Source organism: Paenibacillus riograndensis SBR5 (assembly GCF_000981585.1).
GTDB classification, from domain to species: Bacteria; Bacillota; Bacilli; order Paenibacillales; family Paenibacillaceae; genus Paenibacillus_AQ; species Paenibacillus_AQ riograndensis.
This window is the reverse complement of record NZ_LN831776.1, coordinates 3,899,531-3,917,152: the sequence shown is the minus strand read 5'-3', so window position 1 is coordinate 3,917,152 and position 17,622 is coordinate 3,899,531. Positions and strand designations below refer to the sequence as shown.

The 17,622-nt window shown below is 53.5% G+C and carries 11 protein-coding genes; 1 reads left to right on the top strand and 10 read right to left on the bottom strand.

The features are described 5' to 3' along the window. Positions 1–88: 88 nt before the first annotated feature. The 10 genes from PRIO_RS16370 to PRIO_RS16325 form a co-directional block, all read right to left on the bottom strand. On the bottom strand, positions 89–1,885 hold the full coding sequence (locus PRIO_RS16370; RefSeq protein ID WP_052741469.1) for a glycoside hydrolase family 36 protein: 1,797 nt from the start codon (positions 1,883–1,885) through the stop codon (positions 89–91). Between the two features lie 51 nt (positions 1,886–1,936). Next, positions 1,937–3,655, bottom strand: a complete 1,719-nt coding sequence (locus tag PRIO_RS16365; protein ID WP_046503507.1) for a sensor histidine kinase — start codon at positions 3,653–3,655, stop codon at positions 1,937–1,939. Between the two features lies 1 nt (position 3,656). After that, entirely contained in the window at positions 3,657–5,222 is a 1,566-nt protein-coding gene (locus PRIO_RS16360; protein WP_046503504.1) for a response regulator, read from the bottom strand. A 123-nt stretch (positions 5,223–5,345) separates the two neighbouring features. After that, entirely contained in the window at positions 5,346–7,004 is a 1,659-nt protein-coding gene (locus PRIO_RS16355; RefSeq protein WP_046503502.1) for an extracellular solute-binding protein, read from the bottom strand. Positions 7,005–7,076: 72 nt separating this feature from the next. Then, positions 7,077–7,982, bottom strand: a complete 906-nt coding sequence (locus tag PRIO_RS16350; RefSeq protein ID WP_046507018.1) for a carbohydrate ABC transporter permease — start codon at positions 7,980–7,982, stop codon at positions 7,077–7,079. Positions 7,983–8,030: 48 nt separating this feature from the next. Continuing rightward, entirely contained in the window at positions 8,031–8,894 is an 864-nt protein-coding gene (locus PRIO_RS16345) for an ABC transporter permease (protein WP_099091734.1), read from the bottom strand. 248 nt (positions 8,895–9,142) lie between these two features. Beyond that, complete coding sequence (locus tag PRIO_RS33915; RefSeq protein ID WP_052741468.1) at positions 9,143–12,142, bottom strand: glycosyl hydrolase; 3,000 nt, start codon at positions 12,140–12,142, stop codon at positions 9,143–9,145. Positions 12,143–12,292: 150 nt separating this feature from the next. Beyond that, entirely contained in the window at positions 12,293–14,563 is a 2,271-nt protein-coding gene (locus tag PRIO_RS16335; protein ID WP_046503498.1) for a WD40/YVTN/BNR-like repeat-containing protein, read from the bottom strand. 157 nt (positions 14,564–14,720) lie between these two features. Beyond that, complete coding sequence (locus tag PRIO_RS16330) at positions 14,721–14,927, bottom strand: helix-turn-helix transcriptional regulator (RefSeq protein WP_039790867.1); 207 nt, start codon at positions 14,925–14,927, stop codon at positions 14,721–14,723. A gap of 1 nt (position 14,928) precedes the next feature. Then, positions 14,929–15,246 (bottom strand): DUF6442 family protein, encoded by a 318-nt coding sequence (locus PRIO_RS16325; protein ID WP_046503495.1) that lies wholly within the window; start codon positions 15,244–15,246, stop codon positions 14,929–14,931. Positions 15,247–15,997: 751 nt separating this feature from the next. Here PRIO_RS16325 and PRIO_RS16320 point away from each other — a divergent pair. Beyond that, a complete protein-coding gene (locus PRIO_RS16320; protein ID WP_046503492.1) occupies positions 15,998–17,383 on the top strand; it encodes an IS4 family transposase in 1,386 nt (461 codons plus the stop codon). The last annotated feature ends 239 nt before the right edge of the window (positions 17,384–17,622 follow it).

Sequence of the window (17,622 nt, the reverse complement as noted above, 5' to 3'; positions counted from 1 at the left end):
AATACTGCGTGCAACGCTCCAATATCGATAATTGTTCGCACGTCCACCTACCTCTACCCTATAACCGCACCTTTTTGCGGGTGGGCTATTATTCATGCCCACGTCCATGCACAGGCTGCAGCGTAATCACGCCGGCCGGTGGGACCTCAAGCGCATATACTCTGCTGTTCCAGTTCATCTTGTATTCTGCAGTCACTGTTCCCTGGCAGTCACGCACTTTAATGTCCAGTGGACCTGGTTCACGGTCCAGCTCTAGCACCAGGCGGGTGAGCAGCGTCCCGTTGACCACTTGCACCCGGTCCGGCAAATCGCCGGATAATGGAATTACCATATCCAAATAGGCAGCTATCACCCATTGCTGTGCGGTCCGGGCAATGATCAGCGGGTACAGCAGCTCAGGCTGCAGCGGTTCCAGGCGGCCATTCAGCAGCACCTCCCGGTGTTCCCGCCAGAAGGTGAGCCAAAAAGCCAGCATAGCGGCATGCTCCTGCGGCAGCCGGTCCAGGCGGACCGAAATCTGCGGAACGGAGAACAGCACATTAATAAACTGCAGCGCAGCTGCGGCAGGAGTCTCCTGCGGGTTCCACATCAGCATATCGGCATGTGCCGGGGTCGAGCCGCAGATCAGCCGGATATCTATGGTCTTCATCCGGTTCTGCACCGCATCGTTCGGGCAGTCTCCTGCCCGGAACATATTCCCGTATTTGCGCATCAGCGGGCCAATGTAATTCTGGCGGAATTCGATCAGAATGTCGGGCTTCAGCCGGCGCAGCCGGGAAATGATGCCGCTCAGCAGCTTATCTACCGCTTCCGGCACGGAAGCCGTATCTTGTCCGGCTCCCTTTCCGGGAGGCGAATCCTTGACCGCATAAAAGCTGTCGATAAAATCCAGCTTGAAGCCGTCAAGGTCCCAATAACGGACAGCCTGCTCGTAGATGCCGGTCAGATACTCCCGTACTTCCGGGTAGCGGGGGTCTACAACCCCTGCACCCATTTCATCATTTACATACAGCAGTTGATCCCTGAATCTAGCCCAGGCCTCACTGTGCTTGCCGATGAACGGAACCGCGTACCACAGCATGAATTTCATCCCCAGATTATGAATGCTGGCAACATGAGCCTTCAGATCGGGAATTTTATCGGCACTCACCCTCCAGTCCCCGCAATAAGCATAACCCCGTGTCTCGTCTGAGGTCTGCCACCCGTCATCCACTATGACTGTCTGGCAGCCCAGCGCTGCCGCCAAAGCACATTCGGCCTCCACCGCTTCAGGCTCCAGCTGCTGGTGGAAGCTGTACCAGGTTGAATACATCGGCTCCCTGGCGGCTTCCGGAACGGGGGACGGCTCACAGCCGGGAAGTCCTGCCCACCATTCACCCACTCCTCGAAGCGCTTCATAATATGGACAGCTGCGGGTATCCAGCCGAAGGACAACCTCGAGATGATCCACTGGCGGCCTGGGCTCCGCACACAGTGTCACTGAGCAATGAAAGCATGAGGTTTCCTCATGAAGCCCCGCATGAAGCTCCACCGGATGCAGGACATCGGAGCAGGCAAAGGTCAGCACATTATTCCCCCGGTTCCCGTACAGGCTGATCACCGGTGCGGAGGACGCCGCTCTGGAGGCGAAGCCCTGCCACCAATCGGGAATCAGCGCCCGGCTGCGTTCCACCGACGGATGCCACAGTCCCTGCACATCCACTGCGGCCCGGCTCCACTTCATGGATAAAACCGGCGGAACAGCCGGAGCCGGAGCTTGCAGAACAAGACGAATAACATGTATACCTGCTTCAGCATTATCCTGTACTAAGGATAGCGAAACTTCAAAGCTGCCGCTTTGTCCATCCACTCTGATTTCACTGCCGTCAGGAAGTGTAATTTTCAATAGGTTCTGAGCTCCTTTTTAACCGGTTAGGACTGCCTGTTTACGCCAACGCTACATCCGGCAGGGAATAGTAATCTGAATGCAGGTTCCGATGCCGGAACGGCTGGCAATCGTTACTCCGTAGCCGCTGCCGTGATGCAGCTTGATCCGGGAATCGACGTTTCGGATGCCATAACCGATCCGCGGACCTTCCGGCGCCAATATCTGGCGGATGGTATCCGCATTCATGCCGACGCCGTTGTCGATTACCTTGAACACGATCTCCGCCTCCCGCTTCTCCACGACAAGCCGGATGCCCAGAGTGGTCCCGAACCAGGCATGCTCCAGCGCATTTTCGATCAGCGGTTGCAGAATCAGCTTGACCGTTGCATACTCCAGCACCTCAGGATCAATGTCATAATATACGCTAAGCCGTTCACCGTATTTAATGCACTGGATCGCCACATACGCTTTGGCATGTTCGATTTCCTTGCCTACTGTAGTCAGAATTTCACCACGGTTCAGGGATAGCCGGTAGAATTTCGCCAGCTCCTGCACCATAATATGCAGTTTATCGATATCCCCGAATTGGGCCAGACGGTTAATGGAGGAAAGGGTATTGTAGAGAAAATGGGGGTTGATCTGGGCCTGCAGGGATTCCAGCTCCGCTTCTTTTTTCTGAAGATCGGCCACATAATTTTTATGAATCAGCTCTTCCATATTGCTGCCCATCCGGTTGAAGGCGATGGCAATTTGCGCCAGCTCGTCATTGCCTTTGAAACGGATTCTTTTGTGGAAATCCCCGTCGTGAAAAGCATTCAGCGACCCCACGATCTTCTGAATCCGCCGTGAGAAATAACCGGACACCCAGATGCCCAAAACAGCCAATACCAATGCACTGATCAGGCAAACCAGCAAAGTCATCCGGCGCACCTCGCCCGCGCTCTGGTCGAACAGGCTGTCCGGAATATAGGCTTGCAGCTGCCACCCCAGCCCGTACAGCGGTTCACTGAGCACAAGCCTATCGGGTGCAGTCCGCGGATTCCCCTCTTCTGCGCCTTCCGGCGAAGATTGCAGGACCGTCCTGCCGCTTGCGTCCAGCACGACGAGCGTGCTGTACTCGCCGATCTTGCGGTAATCTACGGAATCAAGCAGATCACGGATTTGCACGCTCACCCGGACCAGACCGATCTCCTTCCCCCGCTGTACATCATCCAGACGCTGCAGCAATGATATATTACCGTCCTCCTTATCGCGCAGAATCTGCTGCCAGCGGCTCAGTCCCGGCAGGGTTCCCGAAAATTGCAGCAGTCGGTACCAGTCCGTATCCTGTATCCGCATCAGATGGTAGATCTCGTAACGCTTGGTGGAGAGCAGCGGGTTCTGTTCTTCGTCCTTATAGAATATTTCGGGCAGCGTTTCGTTCTGGAGATACAGCGACAAGCCAATATTGCTGGCTGTATAATTAAGCAGATTTTCAAGCGCCGGCATGAGGGTTTTGGTCATGGTCTCATAGCTGTACCAGCCCTGATCGTAGCGGCGCAGTGCATTTTGAAGACTGTAATTGTAGTAGAGGCTGTTAGTGATCCGTTCAATATCATCCGTACGGTAACGGATATTGTCGCGCATTTGCCTGAGTGTCCCTTGCAGGTTCTCCCGTGTTTTTTCCCGGAGGGAGTTCACGGAATGCGCATAGGCGAACAGGCCAACCGTCAGCACGGCCATCAGTAGGCACAGCACATAAGGCAGAATCAGCTTGTATCCAAAAGGAATGTTCACATTGCGCCGCATATCACAGATGTCTCCTGTAGTCGCCGGGGCTCACCCCGTAAAATTCCTTGAACTGCTTGCTGAAATGGGAGAGATTCTTATAGCCGACCCGGTTCGCGGCTTCATATACCTTTAGCTTCGGATCGCTAAGCAGCACCTTCACCCGCTCCAGCCGCCTTAGTCCCACATAGTCGGAGAAGTACACTCCGGTCTCCTCATAGAAGATCTGGCCCAGGTGATTAGGGGAAAAGGAAAAGTGGTTGGCAGCATCCCGCAGCATGACATTATGCTCCAGATGCTCTTCAATGTATGCCTGAATTTCCTCTACAAGCTTGCGTTTTTTTCCTTGGCGCTTCCGCTGGAGCCGTTCGGACAGCTCGAACATCCGGCGGCGGAGCCAGGATTTCATATCATCTATGGTTTCCAGGTCATAAAGAATATTGAGATGCTTCCGTTCCAACCCCAGCAGCTCATAAAAATCCTCATTGATCGTATGCAGATAAGCATCCAGCTTGGAGACGATGTGCAGGAACAGCTGGTAGATCTCCAGCTTGGTCTCCATATTGCCCACCCAGACGAACAGCTCCTCATTGCAGTCGTCCACATCGACCAGCCGGTAAGAGGACATCGCCGCAAACAAGGACTGCAGAATACTGTCCAGATCCTTGACGGAGGCGGATATCGGCCCTCTGGCATCGGAATGGAGAATCAGCTTGCCTTTACCGAGGAACAGTTTCAGTCCGAGCGCATTTCTGGCCTGCCGGAAGGAATTCCGCAGCTCCCGCAAATGGCTCACGGCCGGGCCTACACCAATGGTAACCGTAAGCGGTGTGCCCGCCACTGCCTGCTGTATCAGCCTGTGCAGTCTTCCGCGGTCCACATGCTCCTCCAGAATCAGCGCGTAATGGAACCGTTCTGTTCTGCAGGCTTGAATCTGCTCCTCCGCACAATACCGCTCGATTGCCGCTTCCAGCATGTTCTCGATTTCGGCTTTGGCTCCGTCACTGTAGCCATTCAGCTTCCAGGACATATCATCCGGCTCCAGCAGGGCCGTGTACAGTCTGGTATCGCTCCAATAAATCCCGACCCGCTGAAGCAGCGGCAGCATCTTGGCTTCATCCGGGTTTCCATCCAGCAGCTGCATGAACAGCTCTCTGCGCAAAAGCGGCTCTGACTCGGAGAAATAACGTTCCAGATGCAAGTGCTCCTGTTCCCGGTCCAATGTCTCACGGACTTCTTCCAGCGACCTGCGCATATCAGCATCGTCCACGGGCTTCAGAACATAACCCGACGCGCTCATGGAAATGGCCTGTTTGGCATACTGGAAATCCTCATACCCGCTGACGAAAATAATCTTCAGCTTCGGGTTCAGCTCAAGCGCTCTGCGCGCAAGCTCCATCCCTGACATGATCGGCATCCTGATGTCGGTGACAATGATATCCACGGCCTGCGATTCCAGCACCTCCAGGGCTTCAAAACCGCTGCTTGCGGCGGCGCACACCTCCATGCCAAGACCTTCCCAGTTCATAAAACGCTGCAACCCCTCCAGATCCAACAGCTCATCGTCAACCAGCAGAACCTTGTACATCCCATCCCTCCCCCGCATCCGATCTCATTCCGCCCCCGTTCATTCAGATTAAAGAATTACATAAAATAGTAAAAGGGGTACACTTGGCTTCAGTATACCCCACGGATCATGACGGCTCTAGCATTATTTCATCTTGCTAAGATTATCCTGCCATTTCTCTGTCTGGTATTTCAGCAGCTTCTCATAGCCTGCTTTTTTCGCGTCCTCATTCGCTTTGTTCAAGAGACTCAGGACCTCGTCATCACTCTTGGCGTACAGTGTTTTCGCAAAAGCCTCCTGATAAATATCGTTCACTGCCGTGGCAATGGTGCCTTCCTCCGAGTCCGGCAGCGGATCAAGATTCACGAATTCGGTAAAGTTCTTTGAGGTCTTCCAGGTCACCTTCTGCTGGGCCAGCGTAGTCCAGTTCTGCTTATCGGCCGGAAGCTGCGCATCCATCTTGGCTTTGGTCTGATCAATAAAGGTAGTATTGCCGACCCAGTTGAAGCGGCCGATTCTTTCCTTGTCCTTGTCGCCCTGCGGGGTATTCAGGCCTGCTTCATTCAGAATAGGCACGCCGTCCGCATCGTACTCATCCCAGTAAAGGCCTTGCCGGCCAAAGTTCAGGATACGCTGTCCCTCTTCGCTTGTCACCCAGTCGAGGTAAGAGAAGATAGCTTCCGGGTCTTTGGCATTTTTCGTGATGACCAGCACGTTCCAGCCCAGCGAATTGTAGTTGTTCGGTGTAATTTTGGTTGCGTCCAGACCGGCTTTGTGAATCGGCCAAATGATATCGTAACCGGCATCGGGATCAGTTGTACGCAAGGCAGTGTCAGCACCGCGTCCCGGGTTCACCACATCGCCGTCCACGTAGACAGCCACGCGGCCTGTTTTGAGCTTCTCGGAGATCTGGTCCCCGGTCTGGGTGAACATATCCTGGGTAATGAGCTTTTCACGGAACAGCTTGCTGGCATACTGCATGTTCTCGATGAACACCTGATCCTCAAAAATAGACTGCAGCGTATTGCCTACCGGATTGGCTTTGGGCAGGTAGGGTTTATTTTCAGCAAAACCGCCGTACATCGTTTCAAGCCCCCTACCTTTAGCCCCTACTTCAAGCGGCACCACATCAGGATATTTCTCCTTCACCAGCTTCAGGTAGGCATACAGGTCATCGTAGGTTTCCAGCTTCGGCGAACCGAGTTCCTTGTATATTTTCCGGTTAATAATCCAGCCGCCGTTGCCGTTCGGGCTTGAAGTATACCAGTTAGGGAACTGGTACAGCTTGCCGTCTTCCGAACGCAGCATGTTCAGCGTGGCTTCACCGGCATTTTTTTTGAGATTGGGGTAGCGGTCGAGATAATCATCCAGGGGCACCAGCAGTCCGGGCTGGCGCAGCCGCTCCACATTGGCTCCCCGGTCCATCATAATGACATCCGGCAGGCTTCCCGAAGCGATCATCGTGCTGAACTTAGTCTCAGCCGCGCCGCTGGACTGAACCGGTGTCATCTTCACCTTCAGGGTGTCGGCGATCCACTTGGTCGTGGAGTCTCTGCCCCATTCCTCTGTAGTATCCCAGTCATAATTGCTGTAGTACGTGAAGGAAACCGGCTTTACCGTGCTTCCAGCAGCTGTGGATGCTGCTTCAGGACTTGCACTTGCCGCTGCAGTCTCCGTTGCCGCAGGTTCCTTAGTAGGTTCAGCGGACGGAGCGGCACCATTGTTCCCCCCGCCGCAACCGGCGATCAAAAGCACCGAACACAATACAACACTCAGCAGCGGAAAACTCTTCGTAGACTTCAAATGAGTAACCCCTCTCTAATGTTCACTTGGTATGGCCTGATTTGCGCCCCCGCCAGCGCTTGCATGATTTCTCTACTCCTTAAGCGACCCGATCAGTACACCTTTTACAAAATACTTCTGCAGGAACGGGTAGACCATAATGATCGGCAGTGTGGCCACCATAGTGGTTGCCATGATCAGCGATTTGCTGGTTACCGACTGCACGAGCGCGAGCCGGTCCTGAGCTGCCGCACTGCTGCCAATGGCCTTCTGGAGCTGATCCGTCACGATATTGGAATTCAAAATCTGCTTGAGCAGGGTCTGGATTGGAATCAGGCGGGTATCATTGATATAGATGCTGGCCGAGAACCAGTCATTCCAGTGGTATACGGCTGTAAACAACGACAGGGTAGCCACGACAGGACCGGAGATGGGCAAAATAATGCGGGTCAGCACTCCGAGATGATTGCAGCCGTCGATCCGCGCCGACTCCACAAGTCCCGCCGGCAGCCCCAAAAAGAACGTCCGGAAAATAATCATGTTGTATACACTGATCATTCCGGGAATGACCAGGACCCAAAAGGTATCCATCATGCCAAACTCGCGCAGCAGCAGGAAGGTGGGAATCAGTCCGCCGCTGAAATACATGGTAATGATGCAGAATACCATATATACTTTGCGTCCCATCAATTCATGCCTGGAAAGGCCATAGGCCAAAATAGCCGTAAACAGGACCGATAGTGTTGTACCTACGATGGTGCGCAGGATAGAGATCAGAAATGCATGACCGATGCGGCTGTCCCGGAACACCACCTCGTAGTTATCCAGTGTCGGGCTGCGCGGCCAGAACGTGATGCCGCCGAGCGCTGTATCCGAACCCACATTGAAGGAAATCACCAGCGAATTCCAAAAGGGGTACAGGGTGATGAAGCCCAGCAGCAGCAGCACTGTATATATCATAACTTGCAGAACTTTATCTCCCGCCGACAGCTTCATCATCACCCGCTCCCCGCTTTCTTGTGCCAAATTTATTTTCAGCATTAGTGTTTACCATAGGCTTGAGCCCATTTTTCTTGCTGCCTTATTAGCCAGTGCCAGCAGCCCGATACTTACAACCGCCTTGAACAGTCCCGCCGCCGCCGCATAGGAGAAGCGGTTGTTCAGAATCCCCATCCGGTAGACATAAGTGTCGATGACATCGGATACATCACGCAGGATCGGGTTGGTGGCCAGAATCAGGATATCCTCAAACCCGGCATTCAGAATATTACCTACCGCCAGGATCAGGAAGATGATAATGACCGGCCGGATGCAGGGCAGCGTGATCAGCTGAATTTGCTTGAACCGCCCTGCCCCGTCAATGGAAGCGGCTTCATAAAGATGCGGATCAATTCCGGCAATGGCCGCCAGATAGACAATGGCTGCGAACCCCATCTCCTTCCAAATGCCCGTTCCGACAAGGATCCCCCAGAAGTATTCCGGCACCGACAGGAAGCTGATTGGCTCTGAGGTCAGATGCAGGTTCATCAGCAGCATGTTAACGCTTCCATTATCAGTCGAAAGCATGGAGCCCACGAACCCGCCGACGATGACCCAGGACAGAAAATGCGGCAGGTAACTGACTGTCTGGATGATCCGCTTGAACAGCATCAGCCGGACCTCATTCAGCATCAGCGCCAGCAGGATGGGTGCCGGAAACCCGATGCACAGCTTCAGCAGGCTGATTACAATTGTGTTGCGCATAACATTCCAGAAGTCAGGGGAGTTGAAGAACGCCTCAAAATGCTTGAACCCGACCCAGGGACTGTGAAAAAAGCCGCCGAACAGCTGATAATCCTGGAACGCCATCAGCACCCCGTACATCGGCAGATAGCTGAACACGAAGATAAACAGCATGGCAGGTACAACCATCAGCTGAATATCCCATTGCCTGATCCACCTGGACCACCATGTCACCGGCTTTCCTTTTGGCCTGGTAATGACCTTTCGTTCGATGTCCACGTTTGTCATCCTTCCTGTATCTGCTTGCTCTACACTATAATCTTATTCAGTTCAGGAAGGAGCCTCCAGCACCGTGGCCAACGAAAAGTGTGCTCCAGCAATGAAGAGTTGAGCACTGCGTATCCATCCTTCAGAAGCTGTCCGCAAGGGCTGCAGAGCTACTCTTCCGCCGGGAGCTTCACAGCCTGCACATCGTCAATGTAAAGCGTTCCGCTGCCCTGGACACCACTTCCCTGGGCCACATAAAAGGCGAATTCTTTAATGGAGCCCAAATCAATAACACCGTTGCCGCCGGTAGACCATCCGGGCCTTGCGAAGTCAGTAAAAGGAATGGTCACCTGCCGCGCAGCCGTCCCCTGAAGCTTAATTCCGGCTTCCCAGACTTCGCCATTCGTCTCATGGAACTGGACCGCCAGCTGGCGGTTTGAGCCGTCCGGCTGCAGCCAGAAGGTGATGGCCTGCATGCCCGGCCATTCCTTGCCCATGCTCCGGTAGACTCCGGCATAACCGGGATTGCCAATGGTATAATCCAGCTTCAGCCCGTAAGTTCCGCTATTCAGCCCATACGTATCCAGCGTTACCGTCGCAGCATTGCCGGAAACATTGCGCTGCCATTTGGAGCGGAGGCTTCCAGTCGAGCCGCCATACGACTCGAAATCGTCGATCAGATAGCTGTCCACCGGAGGCGGAACATACGGGCCATTGCCGGTTTCCCCGTTGTTCAGCGCGCGCGGGTCGCTGTAGAGCGCCTGAATGGCGCTGATTGAATTTTTATCAGTCAAATAATCGGCCCAGGTCATGAAATACACATACTTCGGCTGCTTCTCCCGCAGCATCTGCATATCCGGCAGCTCGCCGTTTTCGCCGATGGCAATCGGCCGTCCTCCGCTGAGCTGCACCAGCTTGTTGTAATAGGTGTCACGGTAATCATTGTTATAAATATCCATAGCCAGCACATCCACAACATCATGGCCGGGGAAATACGGGGCTGAATCATACGCCCAGGAGCTCTCCGCATTCGGATTCCATACCCAGATAAGATTATTCAGTCCGTGCAGATGGGTTAAGCGGTCATACATATTGTGCCACAGCTGCTTGAACAGCTCCGGTCTTGCCCCCCACCAGAAAAATTCAGCATTCATCTCATGATAGGGACGCCATAATACCGGGATGCCTTCGTCCTGCAGCTGCTCCAGATATCCTGCAACCTCATCCACCTGGGCAGCCCACTGATTGTACAGCTCTGTGCCCGGCGTGACGATGTCTGTCATCTGGGCTTCCGTTACATCGCCTGTAACGCTCTCCCAGCCGGAGGTTGCCGGGTCCATGGGCCGGGTCTGATGATACGTCAGAGTTACCATGGTTCCCGCCTTGCCTTGAAGAATTGCTTCATCAATCATAGATTGGCGCAGCCCGCCCATATCTTCGCCAGTATAATAGGCGAAATCCGAGCCCCATAATGCCGGATAATATCCGGTCAGCTCAGCTGCCTTATCGTACCATTTCGCGGGCTCTTCGTAATAATTATGCTGGCCTGTGTAAATAGTGTTTCCTGTAGCTGCATAAAGCCGGTCAAGCAGTGCCGCCGCTTCAACGGTAGCGCCCGGGTTGACCGGCGCCATCTTGCCGGTGGTCACCTGAAGCGCACTCGCAGCTGAGATGGCTGTCCCTTCACTGACCGCCTTCACCTCAATGTCATACAGGCTTTCAGGCGACAAACCTTCCAGCTTGTAGACATACTGGGATTGGCCGGGGACATACGGTACCGTCAGGCTGGTCCATTCGGTGTCGGCTGCTTTTTTGTACAGCAGCTTATATTCCCTCACGCCAAAGGGGCCTCTGGAGGCAGCCCATTGCAGCTCAGCGGATACCCCGTCTACGGTCCCTGCCATGAAGCCTGCAGGCGCGCCGGGGTTCAGATCAGCGGGAATTTCGGGCATTATACTTGCAAACACCTGGTCAAGGAACATATCTCCGCCGCTATAATTGCCGGCCCGCAGCTGCAGGAGGGATATTCCATTTCCTGTCTGAATGATCTGCTCCGAACGGGACCATGCGGCCGTAGCGTTAGTATAAAACGGATAGTGGACAGCAGTTAGACCTTGATATACATCAAGGGTAACGGAAAAGGTTCCAGGTGTGGGGGCATTAAATCTGCTCCAATACGATACTAGATAGGAAGTGCTGCGTATAGACGGTACTTTTGACGTTCTGGCTGTAGCGTTATGGAACAACTGCAACGCATATTGTCCAGAATGCGGATCATAGGTCGTGGTTTTGACCGTCCCTGTTTTTTGCCACGGTGCCGTATTTCCAGTCTCCAGGCCGCCGTTGATCACCAGATTGGGTCCGGGGGTAGCTTCGAGGCCCATTACGGCATCAGAGGTATTGCCTGCGGCATCCTTGGCCCGCAGCATTATCGCATACACCGAAAAAGGATCGAGGTTTTCCAGCGTATACGTGTACTCCGTGACTGATTCCTGATGAGGTACAGCCACTGTGCTCCAGTCCGCAGCATCTGTTCTTTTGTAAGCAAGCTGGTAGGATTCCACGCCCATATCATCTGTGGAGCCGGTCCAGGTCAGCTTCAGTGCTTCGGGATCATGCTGGGCCTGCCAGACCCCAGGAGCCGTAGGCCGTTCGATATCCACGTTTTCCCGGATAACGGCATCATCGATGTAATAATCCTTGCTGGTACCGTTCCAGAATGACAAACGGATATACTGTACACCCGGACCCGGCGTGTACAACAGCTGACGGTATTCCCAATCTGTAGAGCCCGAAAAATGGAGCTGCTCCTTCGTCTGCTGCGCACCGAAAGCGTCCATGTCAATCGTTGCATTTGTGACCCCTGCAGCGGCAAATTTGACCCATAGACCGATCCGGTACGTTTTCCCTTCCTTCACTTCCACGGAAGCCGAAGCTCCCCCGGTGTTCCGTTTCACCTGAAGACTTTTTTCACCTCCATGCTTCTCGGCGTTTGTTACCACCGGACTCCCCCACTTTTCCCATGCTGCATCTCCGGCCTCGAAACCCGGATTGCCCAGCAGATTTTCGCCAGCCGCCTGCACCGGAGCCGGGTGAACTGTAAATACAGCAAATAACATAACTGCGGCCAGGCAACCATGGAACCATTTTTTCACCATTCGCGGTACCATTTCAATCAGGCCTCCACTCACATACGCCGGTGGAATTACGACAATAATGTCGTCCGGCACCTTCAATGTAAGCGTTTACCACAAAATCCAACAAGGTACAGCAGCAACGAAAACTATGCTGCAGCAACGATGTCCGCAATTTGTGCCATTTTATATTTTGTCCGCCAGGCGCTTATGAAAGGCTCCGTTCCCGCAGGACACGCCAAGCACCTGTCTCCCCTCACAATCGAAGGCTATTCCCTTCCAGCGCACTGCGCCAATCCCGGACTGCTCCCAAGCCTGCCAGCTGCAGCCGCCATCCCGGCTGTATACAACCTGTGAGTCCGTACCGTTCACCACCATCGGTTCACTGGCCAGCAGCAAAAGATCTTCCCCTTCATCATCCGTGCCTACGGCCAATGCCGAGACATTAAAAACCTCACCTTCTATGAGCGGATACAGCTTGCTCCAGGTCCGTCCGCCATTGCTGCTGTGCCACAGGCCTTCTGAGATGAATCCTGCATACACCCGATCAGGGTGATTTGTTGAATAGGCTATAGCGTTCAGTACGGATGCAGGGCCGCTGCGCTGAAACGGCAGTCCTTCACCGATGGACTTCCACGTGTCACCGCCATCGCGTGATTCCCAAATCCCTTCGGTCCATTCGCCAATCAGTATCCGGCCTTGGTGAAACGGGCTTGCAGCCAGCAATTGATTGGACCCGCAGGCATTTTTGACCTGGTACACCACAACGGGGAGCAATTCAGCTTCGATCCAGGTCTTGTGATGCGGAAGGGTATCCATGTAAGACGGAGGACGAAAAGCGGTTTGCTCCCAGGTCATTCCGTCATCACTGGACCGGTAGATACCGGCTCCTGAAGCTACCGGACCATCCACATAAGCATAAAAGCTCCCGTTCTTCACTCCGTCCTCCCGCAAAGCTTGCACAAACAATCCGGTCCCGAGCGGCAGTACGGCTGATGCCTTCCCTCCGGCGTTACGGCAGACAGCAATGCAGGCGGTCCTTCCGTGACCCGCTAATCCGTAGAGATAGCGGTGCGGGTCTGACCGTGAAATTGCCACAGCAGTACTCCCTGAATAACCGGGGATACCCGGAAGATTCCAAAAGCTTCGGCCGCCATCCTCCGTTACCTTTGGCGGATGATCAGCCATCGTCACACAGAATTTGCCCGGCTGCTGCGGAGCGGCGGCAACCGCCTCCATGCATGTTGTTTCCAGTCCGCTAAACTGACCTGCACACCAGGTTCTCCCGCCGTCTGAACTGACGGCAACGCCGTACCAGTTGGTCAGATAGAGCCGGTCTTCGACGAACCGGTCGGCGATGATTGTGGATATCGCCCATCCGGCCGCCGCCGCCCGTGATCCGCCGCCGAAGTGATCCATATAGTCCGGGAACCCGCTCAGATCCTCATCGTTATGCTGCCGGATGAGCTGCCATTCCCCGCTCCTGTTGCCGGCTAATCCGGATACATACAGCGGAACCGGGGGAACCGCCTTCATATGCGGACGGACATCAGGGGCTGTATACCACCGCTGCGGCTGATGGCTGTCCTGCACAACCGAGCCGTATCTTTGCCCGGCTTCCGGCAGTCCGGCCATATTAGTCTGCCAGTTCCGCCCGCCATCCGGGCTGCTGCAGATGCCGTTCCAGATGCAGGCCGCCATCAGCCGCTGCGGATCGCGGCTGTCAAAGGCCAGCTCGGCAAAGCTTGGGCCTTCATGCAGGAGCATCCAGGTGTCCCCCAGATCGCTGCTGGCGTACAGCCTGCCTGCGTTCCCCCGGGGCAAATCCTGGAGCAGCCCCAGCACCCCTCCTTCGCCTGTCTCGGCGTAGTCCATATTCAGATCCTCGTCGCTTATGGTTCCGGCATATAACATTCCCGGTATGCCCGGATGAAAAGCGACACAACCGTACCGATCCTCCGGCAGCGGAGTCCGCATCCAGCTCTCCCCTTCATCCCGGCTGATCCATAAGCCGCCGGTGTACCCCCCGGCAGCTACGATCTCCGGGTGGTGGGGGTCTACTGCGATGACTTCACCGTACATCCGGGTCGGCCCGTTGCCGTAAAAGCCCATCCCCGTACACACCTCTCTCCAGGTGTGCCCGCCGTCGGCTGACTTGTGTACTGAGCCGCAGAATGTACGGCCCCGCACCTCCCCGGAGCAGCGGAACAGCACCTCGGGGCGGTGCGGACTAATGGCAAAGCTCTGCACCTGGTGGTGATAAGCCTTGCCCAGCCCGCCGTTCCGCGCTTCCCAGGTGAAGCCGCCATCGAGGCTGGCGAAGGCGCCCGCCACATCACAGCGGGCATACAGTACTCCGCTTTGTGCGGGATGCTGAATTAATCCCGTAATATAACCGCCACCGCCCAGCGAGGCCGGTGACCAGACCTGCCCGGTTTCGGGCGGAATCCCAGCCACATTCCCTTCCCCCTTCCTTGATTCTTCCTAAGCTTACCTTGGTGATGCGTTTACGTGCATCCCCGGGAGCAACGAAATCTGCTGCTGAGCAAGGAAGTTGGAGTGCCTTCCATATATCAGAGGCTTCTATGCAGAAGCAAGTATTTCAATTAATTTCCTAAAAATAAAACATTTCTTCGAATTTTTTGTCCAGTGCAATGCATATAATCAAAGCCAATTTTGCTGTAGGGTTAAACTGCCCCGTTTCTATAGAACTTATCGTATTTCTTGAAACGCCAACCATTTCTGCCAATTGTGCCTGCGATAAATTGCGTTCGCTTCTTGCTTTCCGGAGATTATTTTTTAAAACTAAAGGTTCACTCATACTAATTTCTCACCCCGTTAAAATACAACACTAAAAAGGAAATACTTAAAATACATCCTATAACGGTTTTGAATAAATCCATTTTTTTATTAGTTAATGTATAAATCCCAAAACTTTCACTGCCCAGATATCCGAAAAACATGGCTATTAATGCATAAGTTGTTACATGGCGATCATTATACAAGTTGAAAACAGCTAAAATGCCAAACATGATTACCATGCCGATAACTCCGCTTTTTCTGCCTTTATTGAAAATAAATTCCTTGCCTTCGTCCTTTTTCTCTTCTCTGCTTTTTTGTAATATTTCTTCTTTTTTCATAAAAAACCCTCCTCACAACTTGACAAAATCATGCCAATAAAACTTGGTAAAATCATTATACTACGCCAAGTTTTATTGGCAAATATGAAAATCAAAAATAAGCATCCATTTATTATTTATGGATGCCGGGAATGGCATATATGTAATCTAGATAAGTAGAAACGGCTACGCCGTCCTTATTAGGACGGTACTCGTTTCAGCGAGAAATAGAAGGATAATTTATAGCGTGAATCATATAAATTCTTATATTTAAACAAAAACAGCTGTGCCATCCTCCACGGGATAGCGCAGCCGTCTTGGTTCTAACGTTACCTGGAGAACGAATCCCCATGAATCCTACGGCAACTGTTTAAGTGGAAAAAGGTTAACTAATTTGCCGGAGTACCCTATCCTCGGGCAGATGAAGTGGAAAAAGGGACACTAATTCAGCCCATTTCGCCATCGGACAAGAAATGTACCCCAATTAAGTTTACTTTTTCCACTTAAATCTCAGGATTTCTTAATTTCCGGAAAAATAAGGTCCCTTTTTCCAACTAGCAACTGCGAAGAAACCGGTAAGTAACTTGCTAGTTGGAATTAGGATATTTAGACCGGCCACCCCTCTGAACTCGGCCTTCGCCGCTTCAACAACGGTATTTCTGCTATTCTTGCATCACCCAAATTCCAGTTAATGGATGTTCTTTTGCGAGTATCCGAAAATGGGGACATGAAGTAAAATAATAGAATCTTGTGTGTAAAGGGTGGTTCTCTCATGTCTACGTCGAACGCTTCTTCTCTGGCGACGCCGGATTTCTCATTTTTCAAACGGATGTTTCTGTTCAATACCCTTCTCTTACAGCGGTTGATTCAAACCATGACCACGCTGTCCACTCGGCTTGGCTCCTCCATTTCTGCGGCCAGTGCGGACAATGCAGAGCGGCAAGCCATTGGCCGTCTGCTCAAAAATGCAGCGATTACGGAAGAAAATGTGTTGGACTGCTATCGGCTAGAGACGATTCGACAGATGAAAGAGACCGGAGAACAGGTGTTTTTGTGCGTCCAGGACACCACCGGAGTCAGCTACGGGCAACGCGACAAAACCACCGGTCTGGGCCAATACACGACGTCTAACACCAAAGGCTTGCTGACCCATTCCGCTGTGGTGTTCACCACCACCGGGTTGCCGCTGGGACTGCTGTATCAGAAAATCTGGGCTCGGGAACCTCAGGCGAAGGGGAAGCGCAAGGTCAGCCGTCCGTATGAGGAAAAAGAAAACTACCGCTGGACCGAAGCTGCACAGGTCAGCGCCGCTGCGGTGCCAGCGTCCCTGAAGCTGATTCACATCGGCGACCGGGAAGCCGATTTTTTTGAGTTTTTGGTCCAACTGCAGCAAGACGGGCAGTCGTATGTCGTTCGTTCCATGCAAAACCGGATCACGGAGGATGGGGGCGAGCGCCTATGGGACAAGGTGCGTGCCCAGCCCGCCGCGGGCGAAATCCGCGTGTCTCTCCCCCGGGATACCCGCCGGGGTACACCGGCACGGGAGACCACACTGGCCCTTCGGTTTACGAGCGGCACAGTCCAGGTGCCCATTCATTTGCAACAAAAAGGAGCCGATTACTCGCCACTATCCTGTACGCTCATCCACGTGGTGGAAGTGACGCCGCTGGAGGGCCAGGCGCCCATCGAGTGGTTTCTGGTCACTAATGTTTCGACTACCAATGCGGACGAGGCGGCGGAAAAAGTAGCGTGGTACGTGCAGCGCTGGAAAATGGAGCGGTTCCACTACATTTTGAAGAACGGATGCGAAGTCGAAAAGCTGCAGGAACATCAGGCCGATCGGCTCCAAAAACTGATCTTGTTCTACTCAATCATTGCGCTACAAATTCAGCATCTGACGTATCGGTCCAGGGAGCAGCCGGAGGCCCCGGCGATCGAAGTGATCCGCGAAGACGAATGGCAGGTGCTGTACCGGATTGCCTATCGAACCAAGACCGCGCCCCAGCAGCCAGCCACGCTGAAAGAGGTCGTGTTCGCTTTGGCGAAGCTCGGCGGATTTTTGGGACGCAAGAGCGACGGAGACCCGGGCACGAAAGTGATCTGGAGAGGTCTGCGAAGGTTTCGGGACGTGTATGAATCCTACCATTATTTGATGTAATTTTTTTCTATTTAGGTGATACAAGATTAGTATTTCTGCCGTTGTTTCCGGGCAAGCTGGCCTTCGGCTTACGGCCTCAGAGGTCCCCACCACTCCCAAATCAACGGGGGCATACTGAAGACGGATCGCCCTATTCCTTTACGATCTATCCGCAGCCGTTACGGACAGGAGAGCCGTTATTGATAGTAGATTCGACTATTACACAGGGACGGACTGTGATGCCTTTATTTGTCCCTTTC

Excerpts from the sequence above, each read along its gene's own strand:
- PRIO_RS16345 (WP_099091734.1), bottom strand. The coding sequence starts at position 8,894 with ATGGTTGTACCTGCCATGCTGTTTATCTTCGTGTTCAGCTATCTGCCG.
- PRIO_RS33915 (WP_052741468.1), bottom strand. The coding sequence starts at position 12,142 with ATGGTACCGCGAATGGTGAAAAAATGGTTCCATGGTTGCCTGGCCGCA.
- PRIO_RS16360 (WP_046503504.1), bottom strand. The coding sequence starts at position 5,222 with ATGTACAAGGTTCTGCTGGTTGACGATGAGCTGTTGGATCTGGAGGGG.
- PRIO_RS16325 (WP_046503495.1), bottom strand. The coding sequence starts at position 15,246 with ATGAAAAAAGAAGAAATATTACAAAAAAGCAGAGAAGAGAAAAAGGAC.
- PRIO_RS16350 (WP_046507018.1), bottom strand. The coding sequence starts at position 7,982 with ATGATGAAGCTGTCGGCGGGAGATAAAGTTCTGCAAGTTATGATATAT.
- PRIO_RS16320 (WP_046503492.1), top strand. The coding sequence starts at position 15,998 with ATGTCTACGTCGAACGCTTCTTCTCTGGCGACGCCGGATTTCTCATTT.
- PRIO_RS16330 (WP_039790867.1), bottom strand. The coding sequence starts at position 14,927 with ATGAGTGAACCTTTAGTTTTAAAAAATAATCTCCGGAAAGCAAGAAGC.
- PRIO_RS16365 (WP_046503507.1), bottom strand. The coding sequence starts at position 3,655 with ATGCGGCGCAATGTGAACATTCCTTTTGGATACAAGCTGATTCTGCCT.